Here is a 22,446-nt window from a genome sequence, read left to right on the forward strand (position 1 = left end):
ATTATCGTTTTAATTTTGATGATTGTGATTGAGATGGCATTTTTGGTTTCAAATAATTATGAACCACCTGTTCTACTTTGTTGAGAGATTCTACATCTTTTTCGGTCGCAGCAGTTGTTAAGTCACCTTCTATCATCACAGGTCTACCATCTTTAGATGTAATAGAAAGATTACTCCCTTGTTTATGAAAACTAAAACTTTTAGTTTCATAACTCATTGAACCATCAGAATTTGTTTTTCCAAAAAGATGCAGCATAGAATCAACACTTTTAGCAATAGCTTTACCTTTAGCCTCCATTACACTATTAGTGACTTTCTCATAATTTTGCTTAACAGCATGATTCAGTGCCGAATGTATATCTCCAACAGCTTGAGTTACTTGTTTATGTACTGTATTTACTTCTTCTGAGACTTTGCCACCAATAGCACCTAAAGCAGCTTGATGACGTTCTACACCCTGTTGAATTTCATTTTGTACTAGTCCCTTAACTTCACTAATTCCAGTTTTGACGACATCAGTTTGTGTTTTTAAATCAGACTTCACTGCTTCGATTTGCGATTGCATTTCACTTTTAAGAGACTCAATCTGACTTTCAAGTTGAGCCTTAATTTTATCCATTTTTGGGGTTAGCGCAGATTGAATTTGTGTTTTAATTGCATCTAGTTTTGGAGTTAAATTAGATTTAACTTGTTCGTACAAACCTTTTGCAGATTTTTTTACATTGCTTTCGAGTTTACCCATCCAATCTTTTAAAGATTGATTTTGTACATGAGGAGTATGACGGTTATTAACTGCCTCTAAACCTTTCTGTAACTGCTCAATTGTTTGCTGCTGTGCATCAAAAGCTGATTTGAGGTTGTTAAATTCCGCCAACAGTGCTTTAATTTCTTCTGGAGATTTTTGCTGTTGACTACTGAACCTATCAATTACTTTCTGCTGCGCTTCAACCTGACGTTGTAAAGCATCAACTTGATTTTGCAAATTCTCAATACTAACTGCTGATTGTTTCTGAGATTGAGTAACATTTGCAGCTTGGCTAGTATTTAAATTCTGAACATTCTTAGTAGCCAGTCCTAGCTTATCTGTTAAAATTTTTCCATCTTTAACATGAAATGCTTTGTCCTTACCAATCAAAATTCGGACAGAACCTTTCAAATCTTGAGGGGAATTAATAGCTTTTTTCAGATGCTCCACTAAATCTGAATTCACCAGATTTACGGATACTTCCCCATTAGGATTACCTTTATACTGAAGGTCTCTACCTACAAAAATTGATATATCTTTATTAACATCGGCTCCTTGAAACTGTCCTTTCTCTAAAACTTTTTGCAAGATATCATTGAGAATTTCTAAATAATCTTGCTGTATTTGTTTACCTTCTGATTTAATTTCATCCATGACTTTCTACCTGTAAAACAGAATTTAACAACGCAGATGGTTTAATCACTAAATCTGGTAAAACTACACCACCTAATCGATTGAGAATTTCTTGTCCCTCAATTTGGATATAAGCCCATTGATCATCAATCTGTACGGCAATAGAATTTGGATTAATATCTACTTCATCAAGCCTATAGTCTTCTAGTTTTCCATTCAAAATAAACACATGAGGACTTGGAGTATTGCCGTAATAAATTTCAATCATTTCTGGTAAATAGTTTTCAGGAAATGGTGGTTCATCCCAAAATTCAGCCGCGTTAATAATATCAATTCGATATTTACCAGCTAGTAAAGCAATATCTAGTGGTAGTTTAGCTAGAAGATTTAACTCATACTCGGAAAAATTATTCATCAATTGACTCCTAAACTTCATTTTGTAAAATACTTTCTGCTTCCGCCTTTTCTTCTACTAAAGGCAGTAATTTTTCTGCCTCTAATCTTCTAATTTCTAACTCCTCACCAGACGGTTCTCTCAAAGTTGATTTAGCAATAAATTGTTGCTGTAGTTTGTACCACCTTTCCACACTAGCCACTTCAGCATCTTTATCAGCTTGAGGGATAGAGGTTTGTTCTAAAAGCGGTATCCCAACTTCTCTACCTCTCCTGAAGCCAGGGCTAATAATTATTGCCCTACCTTCTGATAACGAGTTAAACTGATTAATTTCAAATAAGTTTCTAGTACTGTTCTGTTCAGATAAAGATGTACTTGCTCCTCCTTTTCCTCCAGAAGTCCGGGAACGTTCTTTATGGCGAATTTGTTCATTTCCTAAAAAATCACTAAATCTTTTAGCAGCGACATCATCTTGAGGATTAAAGAATATTTTGGTGGCACAACCGCCAAAAATAGCGTTAGTAATTTCTGCTGAATATGCTTTTTCAAGCTGCGAAATATTTTGCAAACCCAAGATAGAAACTAAACCATCTTCGCGGTTTTGATTCAGCCAATCTACTAGAGCCGGAAGGTACAATGTTGGTAATTCATCTAATGCTAAAACAAGCGGGTCAGTTCTTTTTTTAGCAACATTTCGACAAACTAAAAGATGCAAAATTGAAACTAAAAGTGGGGCTATGACATCTCGTTTTTCTTTGTCCATACCAAAGATGACCATCTTTCGTCCCTTCAAGTCCAAAGGAATATTGGTTGTTCCACAAAACGCAGATAAGGTTGATGGAGTCATAAAACGAGTAAACAACCCACTGGTTGTACCAATAATGCTGGAGGCGGTTTCAGGGCTACCAGCTACAGATAAGAATTGGTCAAAAGCCACTTTCACCCAAGGATTTAAGTCTGCTTGTTGGATGCGTTCAATCAGCCTGGGTAAACTGAGAATTTGGTGGCACATCATGATGTCAGGAAAACAAGTACCCCGTGCCAGCATAAAAATAGCTTGTGCCAACTGGTCGCCGGCGTTAGCAAAAAACCCACTATCAGAGGAGTCCCCACTTGTTAACTTAAAATTACGGTTAAGGACGATCGCTAACTGACGAGCCATTTCCGCATCAGTCGGACTGCGAAGAAAATCCAGAGGATTGGCTACACATGACTCAGGAAAACCAGGGGACAGGATTGTTACTTCATAACCACGCTCTATTGCATACCCGGCCAGCTTAGGTGCTTGCCCTTTGGCTTCTGCTGTTGCTGACTCCTGATGAGCATATTTGAAATCGTAGACGATCGTTGGCAGTCCCTGGTCAATGGCAGAGCGTAGCAGGGGGTTAATTATAGAAAAGGTTTTACCTGAACCTCCTCCGCCACATACAAAAACACCACGTTGAACATCTGGTAGGTAGAGCCGGCTTTTATCTTCTGGAATATTGGTAATGCGTTTGTTGCCAACAACTTGAAAATTAATACCTTCGGGTGTACCAATGTACAAAGCTACTCTGTTATGTCTGCGTTTAGTAATCTGCTGGCAAGCCAATTTACGGGCTGCGGTTTTTTCTCTAGTACCTGCCCACCTTGCCCGTGCTAGTTTACTAGATCCACCTCTGCCTTCTAAAGATTTAGCTAATACTAAAGCGCCAATAGATACAAGCAGTGCTAAACCCATCGGGGAATAGAAAGCAGTTTTTAAATTGCTGGGAATAATCTGGCTGCTAATATCTTGTTGTGTCTGGGTTTTGACAGTAACCATTACTGTGTCCCCACAATTACTAGCTCATTTTCCTTCACAGGTATCCAGGGTATGGGGCCGATGAAGTAAGGGGTACAGGTTTTACCTACAAAAGGAATATTCGCGCAGATCCTCAAAAATAAACCGAAATCTGCTGTACCTTTTGATTCATTGACTTTTGTTAACACCACCTTAAAAGCAGAACCGTAAACTAGTCTGCCTGTAGGTTCTTTACCATCGTTCACCTTACCTAGTAGTCCAAATCCGCCTTTGACCTTTTGAGAAGAACCAGAAGCCCAACGTTTACCGTAGAGTTCCCCTTGTTGACCTGCTAAATCGCCTAACTCCATGTACGCACATTCATGATTGGCTTCGCAAGCTACAGGAATAGTTACATTACTACGGTTGATACTGCCAGATATAAAGTAGTTTGAGCCAACTGTTTTATCTCCGTTTTCCGGTGTTCCTAATACTAACGATGCAATCCCGATTACACTAAACTCTGTATTAATAGGCTGAGGCATTTTATCAAATGGCACTTTATTTAGCCCTGGAACCTGATTAATAAAACTCTGCTGCCAGCCTGAAAATCTTGCTAATTGTGTTTGAGTCAGTCCAGGCACGGAGTTGATAGGATATCGGCTCAGGTCAAGTTTACCTAGTGGGGTATTAGCTAATCTTGGATTGGATCGTAAGACTTGGGCGATTGTACCGCTTGCAGCAATTTCAAAATGATTTTTATCAGTTATATTTGATTTTGTTGCACCTGCAAATAATGATTTAGGAGTTTTATTACTGTTAGCAACTTGAGCAAATAAATCGTAAATAGGTGGAACTTGACTAATATCAAGATTACCTAATGCAGGAATTGCTTTAACTAAGCTTTTGGGAGTTTGCCACTGGAGCAATCCCAAATCTTTAAGTGTCAGTGCAGAATCAATTGCTACTATTGTTGATATACGTTTTAAGCTGAAAGAACCCATTTTAAAAGCATCTTCTACATCTCCCAACATGACTATCGAATCTATTTTTTGTCCAGCCGACCAAGAACGGGAAGGATTATAACCAAATCTGTCAATTAAATCTGATGAAATATTAAGATATCCAGGCTGTTGAACTGGTGCTAAGTTATCCCAAGTTATCTTTGACCAGTCGGGTATTTTAACTTCATACTGGGCTAAAGTACGAGTCTCGGTTGGCGTTTGAGCTTGTGTTTTAATTGATATAGCGGCTATTAAAGCTGTTGAAGCTACTAACAATAATTTTTTCAGCTTCAGCATTTATCTACCCCTGTTTATTAACTGTTCAAATAATGCAGGTGGGACACCAGATAAAGAAATTGCCTCATTTTGACTTTTACCTCGTCGTAGTAGCCGAATAGCATCTTGAAACTTTTTCCAAGTAGTTGAATAAGGCTTAATCTCTCGATTAGAAACAGCTGTTGCTAATCCATAAGCCAAAGCATTGGCATCGTTTCTGGGAATTGAATTGCCACCAGTTACAGGCTTGGACAAGGCTACGGTAGTAGTTGAATTATTTGCAACGTTTACAGTTCTTGGCGGCAGGGAGTTATCGGTCAATAACTTTTCTTCCTGGCGGCTTCTCGTATTCTCTTGCCTTGTCGCTACTGTTCTTCGTTGAGAAACTGGCTTGGTTATTGCTGGTTTTTTTGTTACAGGGTCTGTCAATTGTTGAGTAGCTGGCTGTCTTGTTACTAATTGAGGTCTTGTTCTGGCGGTAGTTAATGTTGGTTGCCTTAAAACAGGTGACGGTCTTTGAGAGTCAGGCTGAATAATTAAACTTGTATAAGATGGCTGTCCTTTAGCTGGAATTAACTTAAATTGATATTGTTTTTGGCCATCAGCACTACTCGTGAGAATAGTAATTTGAGTACTGCCATCATCACTAGAAGTCAAATGTGGAAAGTTAATCGGTTTAATTTGTCTTAAAAATAAAACTGTTGCTCCTCCAGTTCCACAGTTTTCATCATTTGATGTCCCCTGTTGGCATAACTTACCATTGGAAGTTAGAGAAAAATGAGTTGGATCTCCCAGCCAAACTTGCTTGATAATCTCACCAGTAGACATAAAGTTAATTGTCAGGCCATAGCCTTGCCAAATTTTTAAATCAAGTCCTGTCGAGTTATTGCCTTGAGCATCTTGGGAATAAACATTTCTCGCGGCTGGTAATGCTAGTAATTGCCCAGCATTTAGTGCTAATGCTGTGGCCAGTAAAAAAACTAAATTTTTCATATCAATATCGATTGATTTACAAAAACTTGTACTTGCTTGCCTGCTTCAATTACAAACACTTGTTGCTGTCTTTCTAAGCTTTGTAATTGCTGTTCATTAGAAGTTTTCATTCTTCCTAGAATCTCGTTAAGGCTGCCTTCTGTAAAACCTGCTATTAAATTCTTGTCACCATTGCTTGTACTGGTCGTAGTTACCCCATTTGAGCTAATAGAAGTTTCGTTGTTAGCTCGATTTTGAATTTCGGCTGCTTTCGATAAGCCAGACAGCAGTGATGCCATAAGCGAATTACCTAAATTACTTCCACCTTTACGAGATTCAGCTTTTAGTAGATTGCCACTTTTACCTAATATCAAAACTGAATTTGGTGGTAGTTGTTTTTCTTGAGTTTTACCATCAATATTGACTAGTGCAGAAACTGCCGTCATCTGCGCTATTTCTGAATTAGTTGGATTGAGAACAGCGACGACATAAGACCCTTTGGGTAAAACTTCGGAACCATCAAAACTTTTTAAAGGTTGCGATAGCCTAATTAAACAGTTTTGTCTTTGCTGATCATTAACACTGCTACCCATCCAAGCAATGGGAGTTTCCATGACACCAGCAGCACGAGTCCCTACCAAAACCTGCTTACCATCGGAATTAGTTGGTAAGGATTGGGGTAAATCTTGATTTTGACTAACAGCACTTGCTGGTCTGATGCCTGTACCTCCCTCTACTTTTGCATTTGCTAAATTCAGTTCTTCATTGTTTAACTGTTCATTGCCAGAATCACCAGAAGAGTAATTGCCCACATTGGCTACTGCTAACCATTCCTGCATTGGGTCTTTGGGGGCAGTTCTAACTGAAGGTAGTGGGGGTAAATTTCTGGCAGTTGTATTTACAGGTAAAGGTTTAGGGGATGATTTAGGCACAGGCGCAGGCTGCCTAATTGGAGAAGGATTGTCTGCCACTCGGTAGTTTCGATGAGTCCTAATAACCGGAGTAGGCGGTGGTGGTGGCGCTTGATATGTTATGGTTGGGCGCGTTGGTGCTGGTTGTGTCTTGACAATAGGTTTTGAAATAATTGTGGGAGTAGGTAAAACTGACACTGGTTCGCCATTGTTTTTGCCAATGGCTTGTAACTCACCTTTTTGACTAGTGAGAGCCATCACAGTCTTCATATCTGCATCTTCATCTTTTGCAGTTTTACTATCATCAGGCTGAATTTTTTTAGTATTTTCTTGAGTTTGATTATTAGTAGAAGAGTTGAAAGCATCTGTAATTGTGCCAACCATTGCCCCAAAACTCATCACCAACAACAAAACTCCACCAGAAATTGTCAACCCTTTCAATAAAGGGTGTGCAGCTACGGGACGAGTAGTTACAATTTCTTCTGGCTCTGGTTTTTGGGAATCGTCTGTTGATGATGTGGATAATCTTGTTGAATCATTTTTTACTTCTGCTCCATTCATCTGAGCAAATTCTTGCCGATAATTGTTAGTTTCGGTAGTAACTTGAGAATTTTCTGTAACTTGATTTGCCATAAAGCTACCTTCCCAAATCTAAATCTTGGATACGATAAATCTCCATTCCGGCTTTTCGAGCGTTGTAAGCTGCTATCTGCTGTACGGAGGGATTATTAGGTAAAGGTGGTGTATTTATTGCTCTGATAAATATGGTTTTATTAAAAGAAATTGCATTACCTAATTGGTCTTTACCTTTGAAAACTACTAAATTAGCAACCATATCTAATTGCCATTTTCCTGGTTCTATTTTTTGAGGGTTGGATAGATAACGTACTAGTAAAGCTGATTGAGTATCACCAGTGAATACATTAGATGGGGTTAAAGCTGCGATTTCTCTTAAGAAACTTGCTCTAAAATCTTCTGACAATGAAAATCCCGCACTCCAAGTATTTGTTGTTAACTTTTTATCAGCTACTTGTATTCCTGGATCTAGTTTTAATTCTCTGGGATTCAGAGTTTCATCTGATGATTTTGGAATTGCATTCCAACTCATCAGATTCATCATGGTACGCCCAGCGAAATCCATAATCGCTTGGTCGGTTCGGTCTTTTTCTCCGAAAGTAACTGCTCTAATAGAAGTGCCATCTTGTAGTTCAACTAAGGTTGGTTTTTTATTAGATATTTGGCTGATTTGGCTGGAATTAACTAAGGTTATTAAAAATATAAATATTAAAATTATAAATTGTCCCATTGATAACAATGGTGAGAAGTTTATTTCTTTTTTATCTAGTAATCTCATCTGAATATCCTCCCAGAGATTAACCTAGCACTACTTGAAAAACAAGAAAAAGCGGCCATTCCTGCACCAGCACCCATTGCCACTGCCAAAATTGGAGATAAAATTGCTTCTACTAGCTGCAAGAATAAAGGATTGTTATTACTAGCATTCACTATTGCACTAGCAGCAATTCCACAAACTATTGAGTGCGACATTAGTACTAAAGTTAGGGCTAACCATCCTGATACCCAGGCATAAATTGGCTTACCTCCAAACGGAAATAGTGAAAGTACTAAGAATATAGGAGCAACGTAGGCATTTAATAAAAATGCTACTTGCACAACGTATTGGAAGGCTGCTTGTAAACCACTAAATATAATCCATGATAGGGCTTGCACCATTGAGTTAATAGTTTGACCTGCTATATCTAAAGGATTCCAGCTATTTGAATAAGAAGATAATCCGTATTTATTTTTGTATTCTTGAGCTTTTTGTTCGGCTTGATTTATTTTTTCTTCTTTACATTTCTCTCGCGGATTTATTGGATTTCCTTGGTCATCTTTACCAGTTTTAGGTTTCTGCTCACACTCTTGCAGTTGTGTTTGTACTGAAATAGTAAAAGCCTGATCCATATTTGTGGTACGAATAGCATCTCTTAAAGTAATACCATCTCGCGTAATACTTAATAATTTATCGTTCAGATTGATGGCTGTATTACGAAACATGAGAGAGGTAGCAGCAAGTAGTTGGCCATTATTCACTGTCAGCATCAAACAGACTAATAATGGATATACCATCTCATTTAAAACTTCATTGCTAAACCCTTCCTGAGTTAATCGTGAATACCAATTTATCGACCAGAAAGATACAAAAACGACACCACATAAAGCAGATATAGCAACTACTGCTTTATAAATTTCACTTTGATTATTAACTAAATCCTGCCAGTCTTGATTAAATGAGGATACAACCAGACGAGAGCCATTAATAGCGCCATCGACTATATCATCAGCGTTTGTATCTCCAGTCGCTTCTAGTAAATATAAAAAGTTAATTGGATGAATTAGCATTACTCTTTTCCCAAAAACTATCAGCGAATGCTGCTGCACCTAAAATTTGTTTAGCACTAGAATTATTATTAGCTTGTTCTTGTCTTGCTTGTTCATCTAGCCTACTTGAAATATCACTTAAATTTATATTTGCGGCTGATAATGCTCTTGTTTGTTTTTGTGATTCACTATGAAGTGATTTAGTGATAATTGTTGTCTGCAAATTTTGCACTGCCATCTTTTTTAAAATATCTTGAGTAATGACATCAGTTTGCACTTTATCAGCTTTATCAGAGGAAGATTCCAGGGCTTCATTACTCATTTCACCTTCTTGAAATTGAGTTTTTTGACCTTCTCTACCTAGAACTGATTGTGAAAGTCCATAAGTATAAGCTTGATGTAATCTTCTTTGAGCATCATCCCCTTGAGTTTGAGAATCAGTTTCAACTAAATCAGTATCTTGGTTTTGAATAATCACCTTAATATTCCTACCTGCTTTTAATGGATCAGGTATGCCTAAATCTCCCTTTGTCGAATTGATAGGATCATCTACATCTTCTTTATCTTTATTTGAATCTTTTTCTTGACCAAATTCTTGACCATACAGCTTAATGTATTGCTGCAAACTGGTAATAACTTGTTGAAATTGCTCTAGAAAGGAAGACTTAGCTGTTGCTGGTAAGGCCGAGAATAAAATAAATGTGAAAACTAAAGTGCTAAAAATTGCTAAACGGCGGTAGATAGGGAGTAATATCAATTGGCTGTGTAGTTTCATATAAATTATCCAATGGAACAGTAAAAGAATTAGGAGAACAGGCAGATTTAACTTCTGCTTTTTGACCCAATATTTTTTTACCAGTAACTAGTAATGGTTCTGGAGGATATTTATCAGTTTGCCTAGATAATCTTGTAAATAAACTACCTTCATATCTGGGACTCTTAGGTATTAAAGCTCCTGGTTTATCGTACAACAATATATATTCTTTATCAGCTTGAAAATTAGTTGTAATCCCAGGCTTTTCTAGTTGAAATGTTAGTGGCTTCTGGGTTTTACTTGCATAGTATGCGGCTTTTAAAAATCTATCTCCCTTTACATATTGTTCAGCAAAGTCTAAACGCTGCTGGCACATTTCTTCTTTCTCCACAATATACTTTTCATGTTGCTCTTTCTGCCATTTCCAAAATGTAAATGATGCTAATGAGGTAACAACTCCTAAAATAGCCAGCAAAACTTTATATTGTGCAAATCCAGTAGCAATTTCTAGCTTTTTCATAAAGGCTTTCCTTGCTTAATGCAATCCACATAATATTTAGAAAACTCAGAAACCCATTTGAACTTATTTGGATACATTGCTTTAAATCGATCACGGGCTGCTTGTTCTTCTCGACTATTGGCAACTAATGCCAAAATTGGGTAAGCAGGGTAGTAACGACAGCGAATGTATTTGTTGTTGTAATCAAGCAACCACAGCGTATATAGCTGTTTAATGTTGGGGCGGAAGCTTTCATTTGAATCAATAATTGGCTTGGGTATTCCTAAATGCTCACAAAAGCTCTTTGCAGCCCCAGGCACGATTCGCCCAATCAACCGACAGGGCATATTCTGCAAGATTTGCTCCCCAGCTTCGGAATTAGCGATCGAAAGAATGTCTTGACCTGCCAATATGACTCGACAGCCTGATTTTCGGGCAGTGGCACATTTGCGGCCTACCAAACGTGATAGGGCAGGGAACCGCAACAAAACACTCGATTCATCCATGAAGAACACACTATTTGGTGCTGATAGGGATTGGCGGGATGCAGCGATGTATGCAGACATCCCAAACACCTCAGCATCTTTACTTGACTGCAAATTGGTCAAAGCAAAGGTGATTAGCTTGGCATCAGTATCAAAAGTAGACGGACGACAGATTGCACTTCCAATACTGCTATTTTTCCAATACTGAAAGCGTAGCCGAATGTAGTTCAGCGATCGCTCAACTGTTTCATCTTCATAACCCAGGCTGATATGTTCTTTGGTAAAAAAATGCTCCATATCTGCCAAGGTCGGGGTATTATCCCAAGCAATTGAACCCAATCCTGCTTTCTTTGCTTCAGCAAAGCGTTTTTGGATGTCAGGGTCATCGTAAAAGGCTTTTGTTCCTAGTGGAATTAAAGATTCAATTGTTTGGGATAAAAATCCATCAAAGGATTGCGACCCCAAAACTAACTGAAGAACAATCAAGTTCACATCGTTTCTATGGGCTTTAGCTCGTTCTTCTCGTTGCTCTGGAGGAATTTTTGATAAGTCCAATGTCTGGACTAAATTGTTAGACTCTTTGGAAATATCAAAGTAAAAGCCATTGTGATAGGGTGTGTAATCCCCAAATGTACCTGTACCATCATCATTGGGCAAGTCAATCATCAGAACGCTCATATTTTGAGCTTGACACTCGGCAATGATGGAAGCTACTAGTACTGATTTACCTGAACCAGTTGTACCTAAAATTAGAAGGTTTTTGGTTTTTGATAGGTCAATTTTGATTGGTGAATCACTCTCATCGGCGATTAATTCAAAACCCTGATCATCTGCGGAGTTATTCTGAACTATATTAGTTAGTCCTAAAACTTCACTAGTAAAGAAGGTTAAGCGCCGATTATACGGACGCATCAGAATTGGTTCTTGTCTAACAAGCAAAGTTTGCAGCCAAACTAACCAAGCATATTCATATTCACGGGTAAGCTCTGTAGGTTGTGAAACGTAACCAGAAATTAATCGACAAGCATCATCAATTTCCTCTGGTGTATCTCGATAAACTAGAACTACCAAGCTCAAATTTAGCGGGATGTCTCCTGTGTAAAGTTGTCGTTGTGCTTCTACTGAACGTTCAACATTGATTTGAGCAGAAACATCAATTGATTTTTTCTGTTGCACATTTATATCTAACGCTCTGGAGCGTTTTGTAATCATCTGTTGAGCAGCACGAGTAATGCCTCTGTCAGCTGGTGAAAATTCTGTGATTACCTCCACATCAAAAATATTGTTCCGTGAAAATAAATCCCAAAGAAAGCGAATTTGATGTTTAGTAGAAGCAAAAATTTCTGGTTTGCGTGTGAGTACAATTACTCCAACATACTTATTATCTTCTCCTTTCGGTAAACCAATCCATCGCTTATCTGCAAATGGTACACCGTTGTTTAAAATAATTGAGCTTAGATGAGGTTGATTGATGATTTCAATTGGTTTATCAAATAAAGCTTTCTCATCAATTTCTTCTCTCAAACCTTGTTCATCAAATACCAAGGTATGCGGAATAATCACCTCTTTAGCTCCGATATTTTTACAAAGGTCTGTCCATAAATCTTTATCTGATTTAGGCTGAGGATTTAACCCCATTTGGGCTAGAATCTGCTGATATCTTAATGAAGCTTCAATTCCTTTGGTTAAAATCTGTGTAAATCGCTTTTTGGTAATTTGGTTAACTCCTGAATCTGTAAATCGTCTTTGGATAAAGTTGGTAAGTTTCAGTAAAAACTTATCTACTGGATCTGAGGTTTCTAATGCCTCATAAGTAACTGTGAATGACCAAAAGATATTCAGCTTGATATTTTTACGCGCTCTCTCATGGATTAGTTTTTGAGTCCGGGCTAGTCTCCCCCAATCTAAAAATTCACACTCTAAAGAAGCTGAGTTATTCAGACGCTGCATTAAATATTCTTCACTGTCACTATGGTCGCAAAAAGAACTCCATCTAAAAGTGACTTTTTCACCTTGAGGAATTTCTTTACAACCATTTTCAAAGGCTTGAGCAATGGCTGATATTTCCTGTTCTGAGTTGAACAAGGGATGAATCCCAGTGCAGTCATAACCAAAAATTAATTGCAGCGTGTTACTATTTTCAGTCAGATTTTTTTTACTAAGTAGATAAGCTCCTATTAAATATGAATCTTTCTTGAGTCTGACTATAGTAGTTAAATCCAGCCAATCTTCAAAAGGATTGAGGGTTTTAGGTTTGGATGAGCGAGTCAGTTTAACTCTTCTAGTTCCAACTTTTTTCTTGTGTTGTGGAGACGTATATGTAGCATATCCTCGCGTCCATTTCGGCACAATTGGGTAAATCTTTGACCAGTATAAGTATGGTTTGTCTCCTGATAAGAATGCAACTGATAAACTTGCCCAAAATGCAAAGCCTAAGCTCCAGAAGATATCTAAGCCTAAAATTAGGTATAACAGTCCAAAAATTAGAGAAAATCCACCAGCAAATATAACAAACTGTCTGCCTGTAAAGGGGCCAAATTTTGGACTTTCACCTAAACTCTGGTTAACTTTTTTAATCTCTTCTTTCATAGAGCATTAATCAAGAATTCAGGAGACAGAAAGGGGTGACTAACTTGCCAACGAAAATAATACTCCCTACCAAATATAAAATTTAGTAGCTTTTGATCAGCAATAATTTGAATTCTACTTCAAGAATTTCGAGGTAAAATTCAGCGTGAGCTAATTTTGTCTTGACGATTAGCGACTATATACATTTATTCGGAATTTTGACTTGATTTTTCAATTAATTACAAGTTGCATTATTACCGAAAAGTAGTGATTGAAATACTACAATCAATATCACTGAAATAAATGTGAATATTGGTTGCTGAATAACATTACTCACTTCTTCCCCACGACCATACGCGGCCACACCTTGATAGATAGAAAAACAGAAATATCCGAATAGGACAATAGTCAGGGAAGTAAATAAAATCAATGGCAGATTTGTCAAGACTGCATTATTAACAGTGCTACCAGATGAGGCACTAGTAATTACACATTCCATTGCTTTTTGAGCATTAGAGAATATTGAATCTGCTCTTGCTACCCTTGCTTGTAAAGCAATTAATAGCGTGGTAGCAACTGAAACAAGTTGCCAGCGAACTTTAAAAAACATTGCAATTAAGGTTTTTTCAGCTTGATTTCTTAATCTTATATTCCCTCTCTTAGCAGATGCCAATATAGGTGTTTTGGCATTAATTGAAGTCAAAAAAAGTTTTTTACCTTGCATAAGTAAAGACTAGTAAAGTTGCTTAACTGTCCCTTACTCTCTCGATTCCAATTACTAGAAATACATCTTCTTTACTAACAAGCCTATTTAATTTATTCAGGGACAATAAAAAACTTTAGTACAAGTACTTTTAGTCAAACTACTTTAGCAAAGATAATTGACATTTCTCTATATTTTTTTACTATTAAATTGCTGCTGTACTAAAAGTTTACTACTGTGATTAGTTGACAAAATAATTTATTTATGGTGTTAGAAGTATTTTTATTTTTCTATCTTAGAATAAATTTAATTATAAATATATTTATCTACTTTTATTACTTTGTCTTACCCAAAATCAAATATTACTTTTTGAAATTTTTTAGCCAGTTATTGCAGCTAAAAGACTCATTTTGTGATAATGATGCCCCTGTTTGGGGCTAAATTATATTGTTTTAAAACAAAAAGATAATTAAACATCCATTTGGTGATAATTATACACTTATTGATGAGTTCGTTGCACTTTCGCTGCACATTTTTACTCTCATTTTTCTAAATGGGGCAAATTATTTTGATTTAATTTTTATTAATTGTTTGAATTACAAGTACAAGATGATGTAGTTAGATATTTGTTCATGGAAAATGTCTAACTGACACAAGAATATAATTCGCCTCAACTGCTAATTTGATTTCCTTACCAGAAATCAGTTATGTTTTCTTTGTTTTAATCGTTCTGCCATCTCTAGAGCATTGGGGTTAGCCGCCAGCCATTGCTGCGCTTCCTGCTGTAAAATCAGTGACGGGGACTCTAACATCAACAGGCGCATTGCCAGCTGTTCCAGCTTTATTCGCTCCTGGGGCTTTAAGGATATGTTTTCTGTGATGCAGTATACTTTCACCCAATGGCGTGCTTGAGTACTTGCCTGTAGTTTCAAGCGAATGCTTTGACGATAGTCTTCTGGAGTAAAAATTTCTTCTACTTCAGGCTGGCTATAAGCTTCCATTTGTGTGATGGACTGGGAATTTTCAGAGCCAGTATCTAGTTGTGTAAAAGTTGGTGCAGATGTTTCAGTTCTCAGGGTACAGCTATCAGGTGGGGTAATGTTTTTGGCTGACCTAGCTATCGGGAAACTGGTCTCAATTTTGTGTACTACACTCGTACTATCAGTGGAAGACAGGTTTTCCGTGTTTGATAAGTCTTGCTTATTGTCATTTTTGGCGACGCTGGGCAGAACTAAACATTGGATTTGCTTATGATTCAAGTCATTTAAGACTTTTAAACAATCTGAAGAATTACAGCTGATCAAAGAATTAGAAATGACCAATGATTTATCTAATTGATTAAGTTCAGCTATTGGCGTTGCTGGTGGCAACGCTTTTGCTGAACTTAAGTACAAAACCTTCATGTATTGGGGGGGTGTGTAAACTAGGGCTGTTTGTAGCTGTGTTGCTTGTAGAGTCTGGGTTTCAGGATTGGGGTCTTCTAACCAAGGGTCTGGCTGTTGGGGGTATTTTTCTGCTGTTAAATTCGCTGTGTCGCTCTCTGGGCAATCGTTTACAGGCTGTTTTGTTTCTGCTTTTTCTTGGTGGTCAGGATGCCATAGGGGTAGGTAAATCGGCTTATGCAGGGTTGTCTGGCTTACTCCTTTGCCATACTGGGCTTTTGATGCTGCTATGATTGCCATTGCGCGATCGCTTGTTCTTTCGGGTAATTGTTCTGTGGCTTTTAGCTGTAGCACAATGGAACGAATTCGCTCTATTGTCTGTTGCTGCCTTTGTTCGTTGGGGTGTAGGGAGATGATTTTGTTATTATCTACTGTGCCAAATTGTTCTTTATAGCTGTTTACCCGTTGGGGGGAGCCTGGGTAGGGGGTGTAAAATCCTTCACAGCATCTTGCCCATTCTCTGGCTCGTTGCTCGATTTCGTGTTGGTGGCGACACCATTCTGTATATCCTGGTGATTGGCAGGCTGTGATGATGATGTAGTCTACTAGGGCTTGTCCGCTTAATTGGCGAAAGACTACGCCGTAACAGCCAATGTCTTTGAGAAGGTCGTTGGTCTGCCCGTGTCCTGTCCACCCTTCACTGATTCTTTCTTCTAGGTCATGTCTCCATTGGTCGATGGCGCTGCGCTGACGGTAGGGAAATCTGATGACTTTTTGAAATTTGGCTAGGGCGATGGCTTCTGTTAATGCTGAGTAGTCTTGTCCTGCTGCTGACCAGTCGGCGGCATCCATTAGGTCTTCTACGTCGTCTGACCAAGGTTCTAAGATGTCATCTAGTATGTATGACCCTGCTTGTAAGGGTAGGCGGTGGGCGTTAAAGCTGCTGGGCCTGCCTTGACTGTATACTTTGCAGTTGGGGAATATTTCTAGTTCTCCTCCTTTGATTTTGAATCCTGCTGCTTCTAGGGTTTGCTTGAGGGTGCTGGCTAGGAGAAATGAGGGTTGTTTTTCTTCTAAGAAATAATATATGTGCAGTCCGCCACTTTCGCTTGATTGTATGGGGACTGGTCGGCATAAGCCGATTTCTTCTAGGCAGCCTAGTAGTTGCTTGTATTTTAAGAGGTTGTTGGCGGGGTGTAGTTTGCTTTTGCGGTCGATGTCTATTAGCAGGTAGCTGGTTTGTTTGTCAAAGCGCAGTCCTAGTAATACGCTTTGGTCAAGGTACTGCTGCCACAAGTTTCTGGGCTGTAGGGGATAGCGGTTTTCTGTCTGCCAATGTGGGCGTTCTCCAACTTTTGGGGTGGGGGCGAAGATGAATCCCCATCCGTGATTGAAGTGTGATAGAAACCTTTGCCCTATTGGGTCTAATGGCTGGGGTATCTGTTGTGCTGTTTTTCTTACATTCGCTTGTCTCATTTCTTTCTCCGATGATGATGATTGGGTTCATCGGAGCTACCCACATTTTTCTTGGATTTAAGTTTTGGGTGTAGTGAAGATTATTCTGCTATCCCCTAATTCCTATCCCTATTTCAAGCATTGATTAGCTGTACTTTATTCAAATGTCACCTACGACTACAAACCAAAAATTTTCCATTTACTCAAAAATTAATTTTCTTGGTGAAAAGGCTGAAATTCTTAGTCTGAAGCTCTCATAGTTAGTTTTTGAGGGTTGATGCCACCTGATTTAAGTTGCACTAATTTTGCCTTTATGACGCAGACATTGTTAAATTGATATTGCTTTTAAATATTTTTTGACGGTTAGTTGCTAACCGCTAAACGTATGTCTGGCGTGTGGGCAGCTGACCGATTTCTTTAGTTAGTTACGTACCAAAGCTAATTAAACAATTAAGTAATGCTTAATTAGCTTTATGAGTAAAGCCAGCAGAAATCAGCCTTATATGACATTTCAAGAAATAAAAACGCTGCTTTTGACTTAAAAAACCTATATTCACGACTTTCTCCTCATCTACGAGGCATCTAGCCGTCCAATCATCCTCAATTATTTTTGGCTCAATAGCTTTGACCAATACTCCGCTTTAATTCAGAGTGGGGATAAATTGTAGGGGTAGATGCTTTTTTTAAGATTTGTTCAAAAAAAAGCATGAAGTATCCCGCCCTGTGTGCTAATATTGCCAACAGGGATAGATTGAATGAACGAGTAGTGAGTCCTCGTTAGTCTGGAACAACTTGGTGTTTTGACCGGCAAGTCTTTATCGCACCAACACTGTTCTGCAACGACTCACATTAATTCTGACTATCTGAATATGCTGTTTTGGTCGTTACTACCTCCTTTGTAAAGACTAATGCAGTTCTACGTGCAGACTTACTCTCGCTAGAGTAGCATGAAAAGCGGCTCGACCGTATAAAAACAGATTTGTCTGTCTGGTCTTGTAGGCTGACAAACGCTCAAGCAGAAATTTAAACAATTACTACATACAAAAAGCGATCGCTTCTTGACTGGAGTAGTCGCTTTTTTAAATAGCTCCACTAAAATGTTAAGTATTTTTAAGTAAGTATTATCCATACTGCAATCAACCTATTTCTTGTATCTACGTCTTTTTAAGACATGACTTAATTTTTTTTGTCGGTTAATCGCTCTTTTAAGAGTTGATTTACAGCCGCATTAGAACTAATCATTTGCTATTCTGTGTTTTTTCAGAGCTTCAACGATTTTATTTAAATTGGCTTGACAAAAACTTAACACCTGGGGAAGTTATTTATCTTTACTTTTGTGTTGCTGGTCAACATAATTCTTCATAAATTCAGTGATTACTTGGCTCATAGTCAGTCCCTGAGTGGCACAAACACCCTTGAATTGATTCCTTAAGTCTCCAGGGACAAAAACTCTAAGTTCCACTGTGTCATTTTCTTTTCCCTTTTTATTCAAGTTATTACCTCCAACATATCCAATATATCCATCTTTGTACGTTTGTTAGGTATATCACAATCTTATGTTTTATTAAGTCATAGATAAATACATCCAATTAATCCATTACATCCATTACATCCATTAGACGCTATACTGCGTTTAGTGGATGTAAAACAAACAGACCACAACTGAACTTTAAAACTACTAAGTTGTCAATAATTCTGAAGTAAGCACAACTCGAAAGCGTCAGTGAGAGTTTATCAGACGAATTAGTACAAGTGAGACAAGACTTCACAACAATCGACATAGCTACCAGGAAGGTTAGCAACAGCCAAAAACGGCTGCTACTAGCTTTATTAGGAGATTGCAAGTGATCAATATTTACTGTGCAGATATCGGTAACTACAGTAGCATCACCGCTCTCAAAGGTGAAAAACCTCGCGTGATGCGCTCAGTCTTCCAAGACGTAACTTATACCAGCGCCAGAGATTACGATACGGACGAGTCCCCGTCTGTCAAACTGGATAACAAAGTTTTAGTCCTTGGAGACCGCGCCACCAAGCAAAAAAACTCACAGACAGCAGCAGAGAGGGGTAAACAGCTTCCAGAGTTTTTCAAACCTTTCACTCTAGCAGGGCTAAGGCAAGATTTTGATGGAGTTGTCCGGTTTCTTATCCCAGAACATTCTCAATGGGAAGAAGACACTATCAAAAGAACTTTAGTCGCAGATCATCAAATCACTGTCAACGGCACAAACTACCGACACCGAATCAAAAACGTTGAGTTTTATCTTGAGACAGACGTGGCTGTTGCCAACGCTTATAAAACTGGCAAGCTCGACATGGAAGGTGACACTCTCGCTATTGACATTGGTGGTGGTACAACCAACTATGTCATCATGTCCCCTTCCTTGGAAGTTCTCACTCGTCGTTCAATTCCCAAGGTGGGCGGTGTCTCTCTAGCTAACGACATTATCAATAGTGACTTAATGCAGAGTTACGCCAAGCGCGATAACGTTGCTTTTAAAGTGGCCAAAATGATGGACGCGATCGCAGATGGTTCTCTCATCTACGGGCGTAAGTATGATTTTTCCTCAGTCTTTCCAGGACTTCTAGAAAACTGGTTCAACAACCTGATAGACAGCATAACCACAGCCGCCAATGACTATCTTGCAGATACAACCAACATCATGCTAATTGGTGGGTGCGCTAATTTAGTCCGTCAAAAGCTGAGTGCTAAACAAGGCTTTTACATTCCTGTCAATCCACAACTATCAAATATTCAAGCACTCTTGGCTATGTGAAATGCAAGTACGTTTAGCAGATCAAGTTGCCAGTAAAGTTGAGGGAGTCCGCCTTTCACTGAACTATTCCAAGCTAAGTGACACCGTAAATCTGCTACTGGACGCAATCAGACATCAATGGCATTTGAAACTGTCATCTTTGCCCCAAACTGGGACAATTAACCCCAAAGTCAGACTGAATGAACGTCATCAAGCCTGGGTGTCCCAATATGCAACCGAAAGAGGAATTAGCGTTGCATCTGCCACCAATCTCTTGATTAGTGAATATTTAGCAGGCAATACGATAAATGTTCTGCCCCAAGCTTCAAAAAATCCGGTAGAAAATCTCACACCAACTCCACAACTATCTCCACCAGAACCAACGACCGAAAAACTGAAAGGTCAAACATTAATTAGGAATCTCAAACTATGAATCAGAAGCGTGTTGTTTTGGATGAAAAGTATGTACCCAAAGCTGAAGAGATTATTAATCAGACAGGAATTCATACCTTTTCACAACTATTTACCATTCTGTTGGTGAACTACGGTGATACTCTTGTTCGTTCTTTAAAAGGTGGGAGTGACAACTAATGCAAAATCTCTTTCGCATCTATGACTCAACATTATTGACTGAAGCAGACGTTTATCAAATCGATAGAACTTTATACCGATACCTTTTCCAAACAGGCACAATCAAAGCTCCACAGTTTATCTTCCGGCCTCTTTCTGGACAGCGAAAGAAGGCTGACCTCAAGCTAAATCATAAAGCTTTGACTACTCGTTGTTATGCCGTAGAAGGTTTATCTACAAACAGTTCTGTCATTAACCAACAATCACTGCAATTGTCCTTATTTTGAGGTGAATATGACTCGGCAATCACTATCTCAATTGGCACTACAAGCCCAACAATTGCTTACACAAATTGATCAACACCCACAATACCAAGCTTGGCAAATTGATTGTGATGTCACGTTGGGTGATGTTCGTCAGTTTTTCAATACCTTGCAATCTGAATGTCAAATCAAAGGCGATCGCACCCACTAACGCCAATCAGTAATGCGAATCGCCTGTCAACAGCACCAGGTATCAATATAAAGGATTTTACAAGATGAGCGATAACATCTTCTTTGAAGCCTTGAACGCGCTAATTAACAATGGATGCCCCCAAGAATTAGCACACTCAGCCGCTTCCATTGTGGCTAATGATGATCCATCCAAACCAGATTTAGGCAGAACTCCTGAAGACCAGCAGATTATTCAACAGGTGCTGCCATATTTGCAGAAGCAGACTTGGAACTCAACAGGAGTTTATGACGATTATCAAACCATTGATGAAACACCGCATCCCCTGGCTCATGGGCAGTTTTTAGCTAATTTAGGCGGATTAGTCCCTGACCACCTCATTTTTGCATTGGCAGAGGGTGAGGATTACCCGTTTGGGGTCATGCAGGAATTGGGCATTGATCCGGATGTGATTGAACGGGCTGAATCCATCCAGTCCAGATTGGGTGAGATGAATTATTGGGGTGAATAGCCATGAAGGTTTTGATTATATGGCTGCTGCGAATTCTGCCTGATGAGTTAGTGGAAGAAATCAATGCTGTCAGTCTGGATGAGTTGGTTGAAGAAAGGCAGAGGGCAGAGGGCAGAGGGCAGAAGGAGCAATTAGTGGTAGGTCTAAATCCCCCACTAATTAAAGACAACCAAATTGTTCGCGCAGCTTTTCGTAGAGAAGATTTAGTAAGGGTCTTAAACCCAGATGGGCAAGGCAAAAAGGCAATACTGAAACTTAATTTTTCCCTTCTGCCTCCTGCCTTCTGCCTTGTTCGCTTATTTGGGCAGAGGAGCAAACATGAGTAAAACAGTAAAACTCAAGCTGGATGCACCCGTCACATACGCTGCTTTACAGTCTTTAACCAACATCAGCCAAGAAACTATATTCCAAGCACTCGACGGCAACGAGACAGCGGCCGCAGAGGTGGCAGATTTCAGAATCAAACAAACTCAACGCGCTCAAAATGCCAAAGCAGTATTTGGCAACTTAAATCAAGGGTTACAAGCAACTGAGGCAGTTATGGCAGAAGAAACCCAGTTTCTCACCGCCGCAGGTGCAAGTATCAACAAAATGGCTGATGGTTGGTCAAAAGTCAGAGTCAGCGATGCGCGTTTGGGCTATAACCTACAGGAAAAAGTTATTGCATCTGACAAGCAACTAGCCCAAGAACAGTTCCGGCACGGACGGACGCTCAACCTACTTGGTGAATCGCACCGTGCAACGCTCAGAGTTATTGAGATTGACGCTTCTAAGGCACAATCTCAGGTTTGGCAGCAGGTAAAGGACAAACAGCAAGGACTGTCACCCGCAGATCGAGCCAAAGAAACTCTCAAGGATATTCACAGACATGGTTCTAACGCCATGCGCTCTGTGAAAGGTTTTTTTAGACGATTGATTGACTAACAAGTAAATACCCAGGAGCAAGCCTGGGTATAACTCCTTACAAGGTTTGGCCAATGCTAACCAGAAATCAAAAAACGCCAATTTATTTTGATGCTGAGATTGTTGACGATTCTTCCACCTCCGTCACTGGAGATGAATACGACTCCCAACTCTTACAACAGGCGATCGCCGAAACTGACAGTTCTATCACTATATGTAGCGAACTGCAAACATCCAGGGCTAAAACTGCAAACAAGGCGATTTTGAAACCACATTATTTGCAAATAAGGTTCTGCTCAAAACGACATTATTTGCAAATGAAACTGCA

General features: G+C 39.0%; 22 protein-coding genes and 1 pseudogene. 9 read left to right on the forward strand and 14 right to left on the reverse strand.

Annotated elements, in window-relative coordinates; translation table 11 throughout:
- Position 1 precedes the first annotated feature (1 nt).
- The 14 genes from H6G28_RS27420 to H6G28_RS37030 form a co-directional block, all read right to left on the reverse strand.
- Positions 2–1,399, reverse strand: a complete 1,398-nt coding sequence (locus H6G28_RS27420; RefSeq protein ID WP_242054659.1) for a hypothetical protein — start codon at positions 1,397–1,399, stop codon at positions 2–4.
- Entirely contained in the window at positions 1,392–1,793 is a 402-nt protein-coding gene (locus tag H6G28_RS27425; protein WP_190675673.1) for a hypothetical protein, read from the reverse strand. The genes H6G28_RS27420 and H6G28_RS27425 overlap by 8 nt, the downstream gene beginning before the upstream one ends.
- A gap of 10 nt (positions 1,794–1,803) precedes the next feature.
- Positions 1,804–3,576, reverse strand: a complete 1,773-nt coding sequence (locus tag H6G28_RS27430) for a type IV secretory system conjugative DNA transfer family protein (protein ID WP_190675675.1) — start codon at positions 3,574–3,576, stop codon at positions 1,804–1,806.
- Complete coding sequence (locus tag H6G28_RS27435) at positions 3,576–4,835, reverse strand: hypothetical protein (protein ID WP_242054660.1); 1,260 nt, start codon at positions 4,833–4,835, stop codon at positions 3,576–3,578. Before H6G28_RS27435 ends, H6G28_RS27430 begins: the two co-directional genes overlap by 1 nt.
- Positions 4,836–5,807 (reverse strand): hypothetical protein, encoded by a 972-nt coding sequence (locus H6G28_RS27440; RefSeq protein WP_190675677.1) that lies wholly within the window; start codon positions 5,805–5,807, stop codon positions 4,836–4,838.
- Positions 5,804–7,330, reverse strand: a complete 1,527-nt coding sequence (locus H6G28_RS27445) for a TrbI/VirB10 family protein (RefSeq protein ID WP_190675679.1) — start codon at positions 7,328–7,330, stop codon at positions 5,804–5,806. Before H6G28_RS27445 ends, H6G28_RS27440 begins: the two co-directional genes overlap by 4 nt.
- 4 nt (positions 7,331–7,334) lie before the next feature.
- Positions 7,335–8,051, reverse strand: a complete 717-nt coding sequence (locus tag H6G28_RS27450) for a hypothetical protein (protein ID WP_190675681.1) — start codon at positions 8,049–8,051, stop codon at positions 7,335–7,337.
- Positions 8,048–9,100: a type IV secretion system protein gene (locus H6G28_RS27455; RefSeq protein ID WP_190675684.1), complete on the reverse strand. Its 1,053-nt coding sequence runs from the start codon at positions 9,098–9,100 to the stop codon at positions 8,048–8,050. The genes H6G28_RS27450 and H6G28_RS27455 overlap by 4 nt, the downstream gene beginning before the upstream one ends.
- Positions 9,081–9,854, reverse strand: coding sequence for an AI-2E family transporter (locus H6G28_RS37025; protein ID WP_242054661.1), 774 nt, complete (start codon positions 9,852–9,854; stop codon positions 9,081–9,083). Before H6G28_RS37025 ends, H6G28_RS27455 begins: the two co-directional genes overlap by 20 nt.
- A complete protein-coding gene (locus H6G28_RS27465; protein ID WP_190675687.1) occupies positions 9,796–10,353 on the reverse strand; it encodes a hypothetical protein in 558 nt (185 codons plus the stop codon). Before H6G28_RS27465 ends, H6G28_RS37025 begins: the two co-directional genes overlap by 59 nt.
- Entirely contained in the window at positions 10,350–13,406 is a 3,057-nt protein-coding gene (locus tag H6G28_RS27470; protein WP_190675689.1) for a helicase HerA domain-containing protein, read from the reverse strand. The genes H6G28_RS27465 and H6G28_RS27470 overlap by 4 nt, the downstream gene beginning before the upstream one ends.
- A 214-nt stretch (positions 13,407–13,620) precedes the next feature.
- Positions 13,621–14,109, reverse strand: a complete 489-nt coding sequence (locus H6G28_RS27475; protein WP_190675691.1) for a hypothetical protein — start codon at positions 14,107–14,109, stop codon at positions 13,621–13,623.
- Between the two features lie 680 nt (positions 14,110–14,789).
- Entirely contained in the window at positions 14,790–16,946 is a 2,157-nt protein-coding gene (locus H6G28_RS27480) for a hypothetical protein (RefSeq protein ID WP_190675693.1), read from the reverse strand.
- A 1,297-nt stretch (positions 16,947–18,243) separates the two neighbouring features.
- Positions 18,244–18,417, reverse strand: coding sequence for a RepB family protein (locus H6G28_RS37030; protein ID WP_242054662.1), 174 nt, complete (start codon positions 18,415–18,417; stop codon positions 18,244–18,246).
- Positions 18,418–18,769: 352 nt separating this feature from the next.
- On the opposite strand from H6G28_RS37030, the gene H6G28_RS27485 reads away from it, so the two are divergent.
- From H6G28_RS27485 to H6G28_RS27525, 9 genes and pseudogenes are all read left to right on the forward strand, one after another.
- On the forward strand, positions 18,770–19,702 hold the full coding sequence (locus H6G28_RS27485; RefSeq protein WP_190675696.1) for a ParM/StbA family protein: 933 nt from the start codon (positions 18,770–18,772) through the stop codon (positions 19,700–19,702).
- 1 nt (position 19,703) lies between these two features.
- A complete protein-coding gene (locus H6G28_RS27490; RefSeq protein WP_190675698.1) occupies positions 19,704–20,114 on the forward strand; it encodes a hypothetical protein in 411 nt (136 codons plus the stop codon).
- Positions 20,111–20,272: a hypothetical protein gene (locus H6G28_RS27495; RefSeq protein ID WP_190675700.1), complete on the forward strand. Its 162-nt coding sequence runs from the start codon at positions 20,111–20,113 to the stop codon at positions 20,270–20,272. The genes H6G28_RS27490 and H6G28_RS27495 overlap by 4 nt, the downstream gene beginning before the upstream one ends.
- A complete protein-coding gene (locus tag H6G28_RS27500; RefSeq protein WP_190675702.1) occupies positions 20,272–20,538 on the forward strand; it encodes a hypothetical protein in 267 nt (88 codons plus the stop codon). Before H6G28_RS27495 ends, H6G28_RS27500 begins: the two co-directional genes overlap by 1 nt.
- Before the next feature lie 7 nt (positions 20,539–20,545).
- Positions 20,546–20,725: a hypothetical protein gene (locus H6G28_RS27505; protein WP_190675704.1), complete on the forward strand. Its 180-nt coding sequence runs from the start codon at positions 20,546–20,548 to the stop codon at positions 20,723–20,725.
- 64 nt (positions 20,726–20,789) lie between these two features.
- Positions 20,790–21,215 (forward strand): hypothetical protein, encoded by a 426-nt coding sequence (locus tag H6G28_RS27510; protein WP_190675706.1) that lies wholly within the window; start codon positions 20,790–20,792, stop codon positions 21,213–21,215.
- A 2-nt stretch (positions 21,216–21,217) separates the two neighbouring features.
- Positions 21,218–21,541, forward strand: a complete 324-nt coding sequence (locus H6G28_RS27515; RefSeq protein WP_190675708.1) for a hypothetical protein — start codon at positions 21,218–21,220, stop codon at positions 21,539–21,541.
- The gene (locus H6G28_RS27520; protein ID WP_190675710.1) at positions 21,534–22,139 is read left to right on the forward strand and encodes a hypothetical protein; all 606 of its coding nucleotides are present in this window, start codon (positions 21,534–21,536) and stop codon (positions 22,137–22,139) included. The genes H6G28_RS27515 and H6G28_RS27520 overlap by 8 nt, the downstream gene beginning before the upstream one ends.
- Positions 22,140–22,192: 53 nt before the next feature.
- Positions 22,193–22,446 (forward strand): annotated as a pseudogene (locus H6G28_RS27525) (hypothetical protein); the annotation flags it as partial.

The organism is Nostoc sp. FACHB-190 (assembly GCF_014696905.1).
Taxonomy (GTDB): Bacteria; Cyanobacteriota; Cyanobacteriia; order Cyanobacteriales; family Nostocaceae; genus Nostoc_B.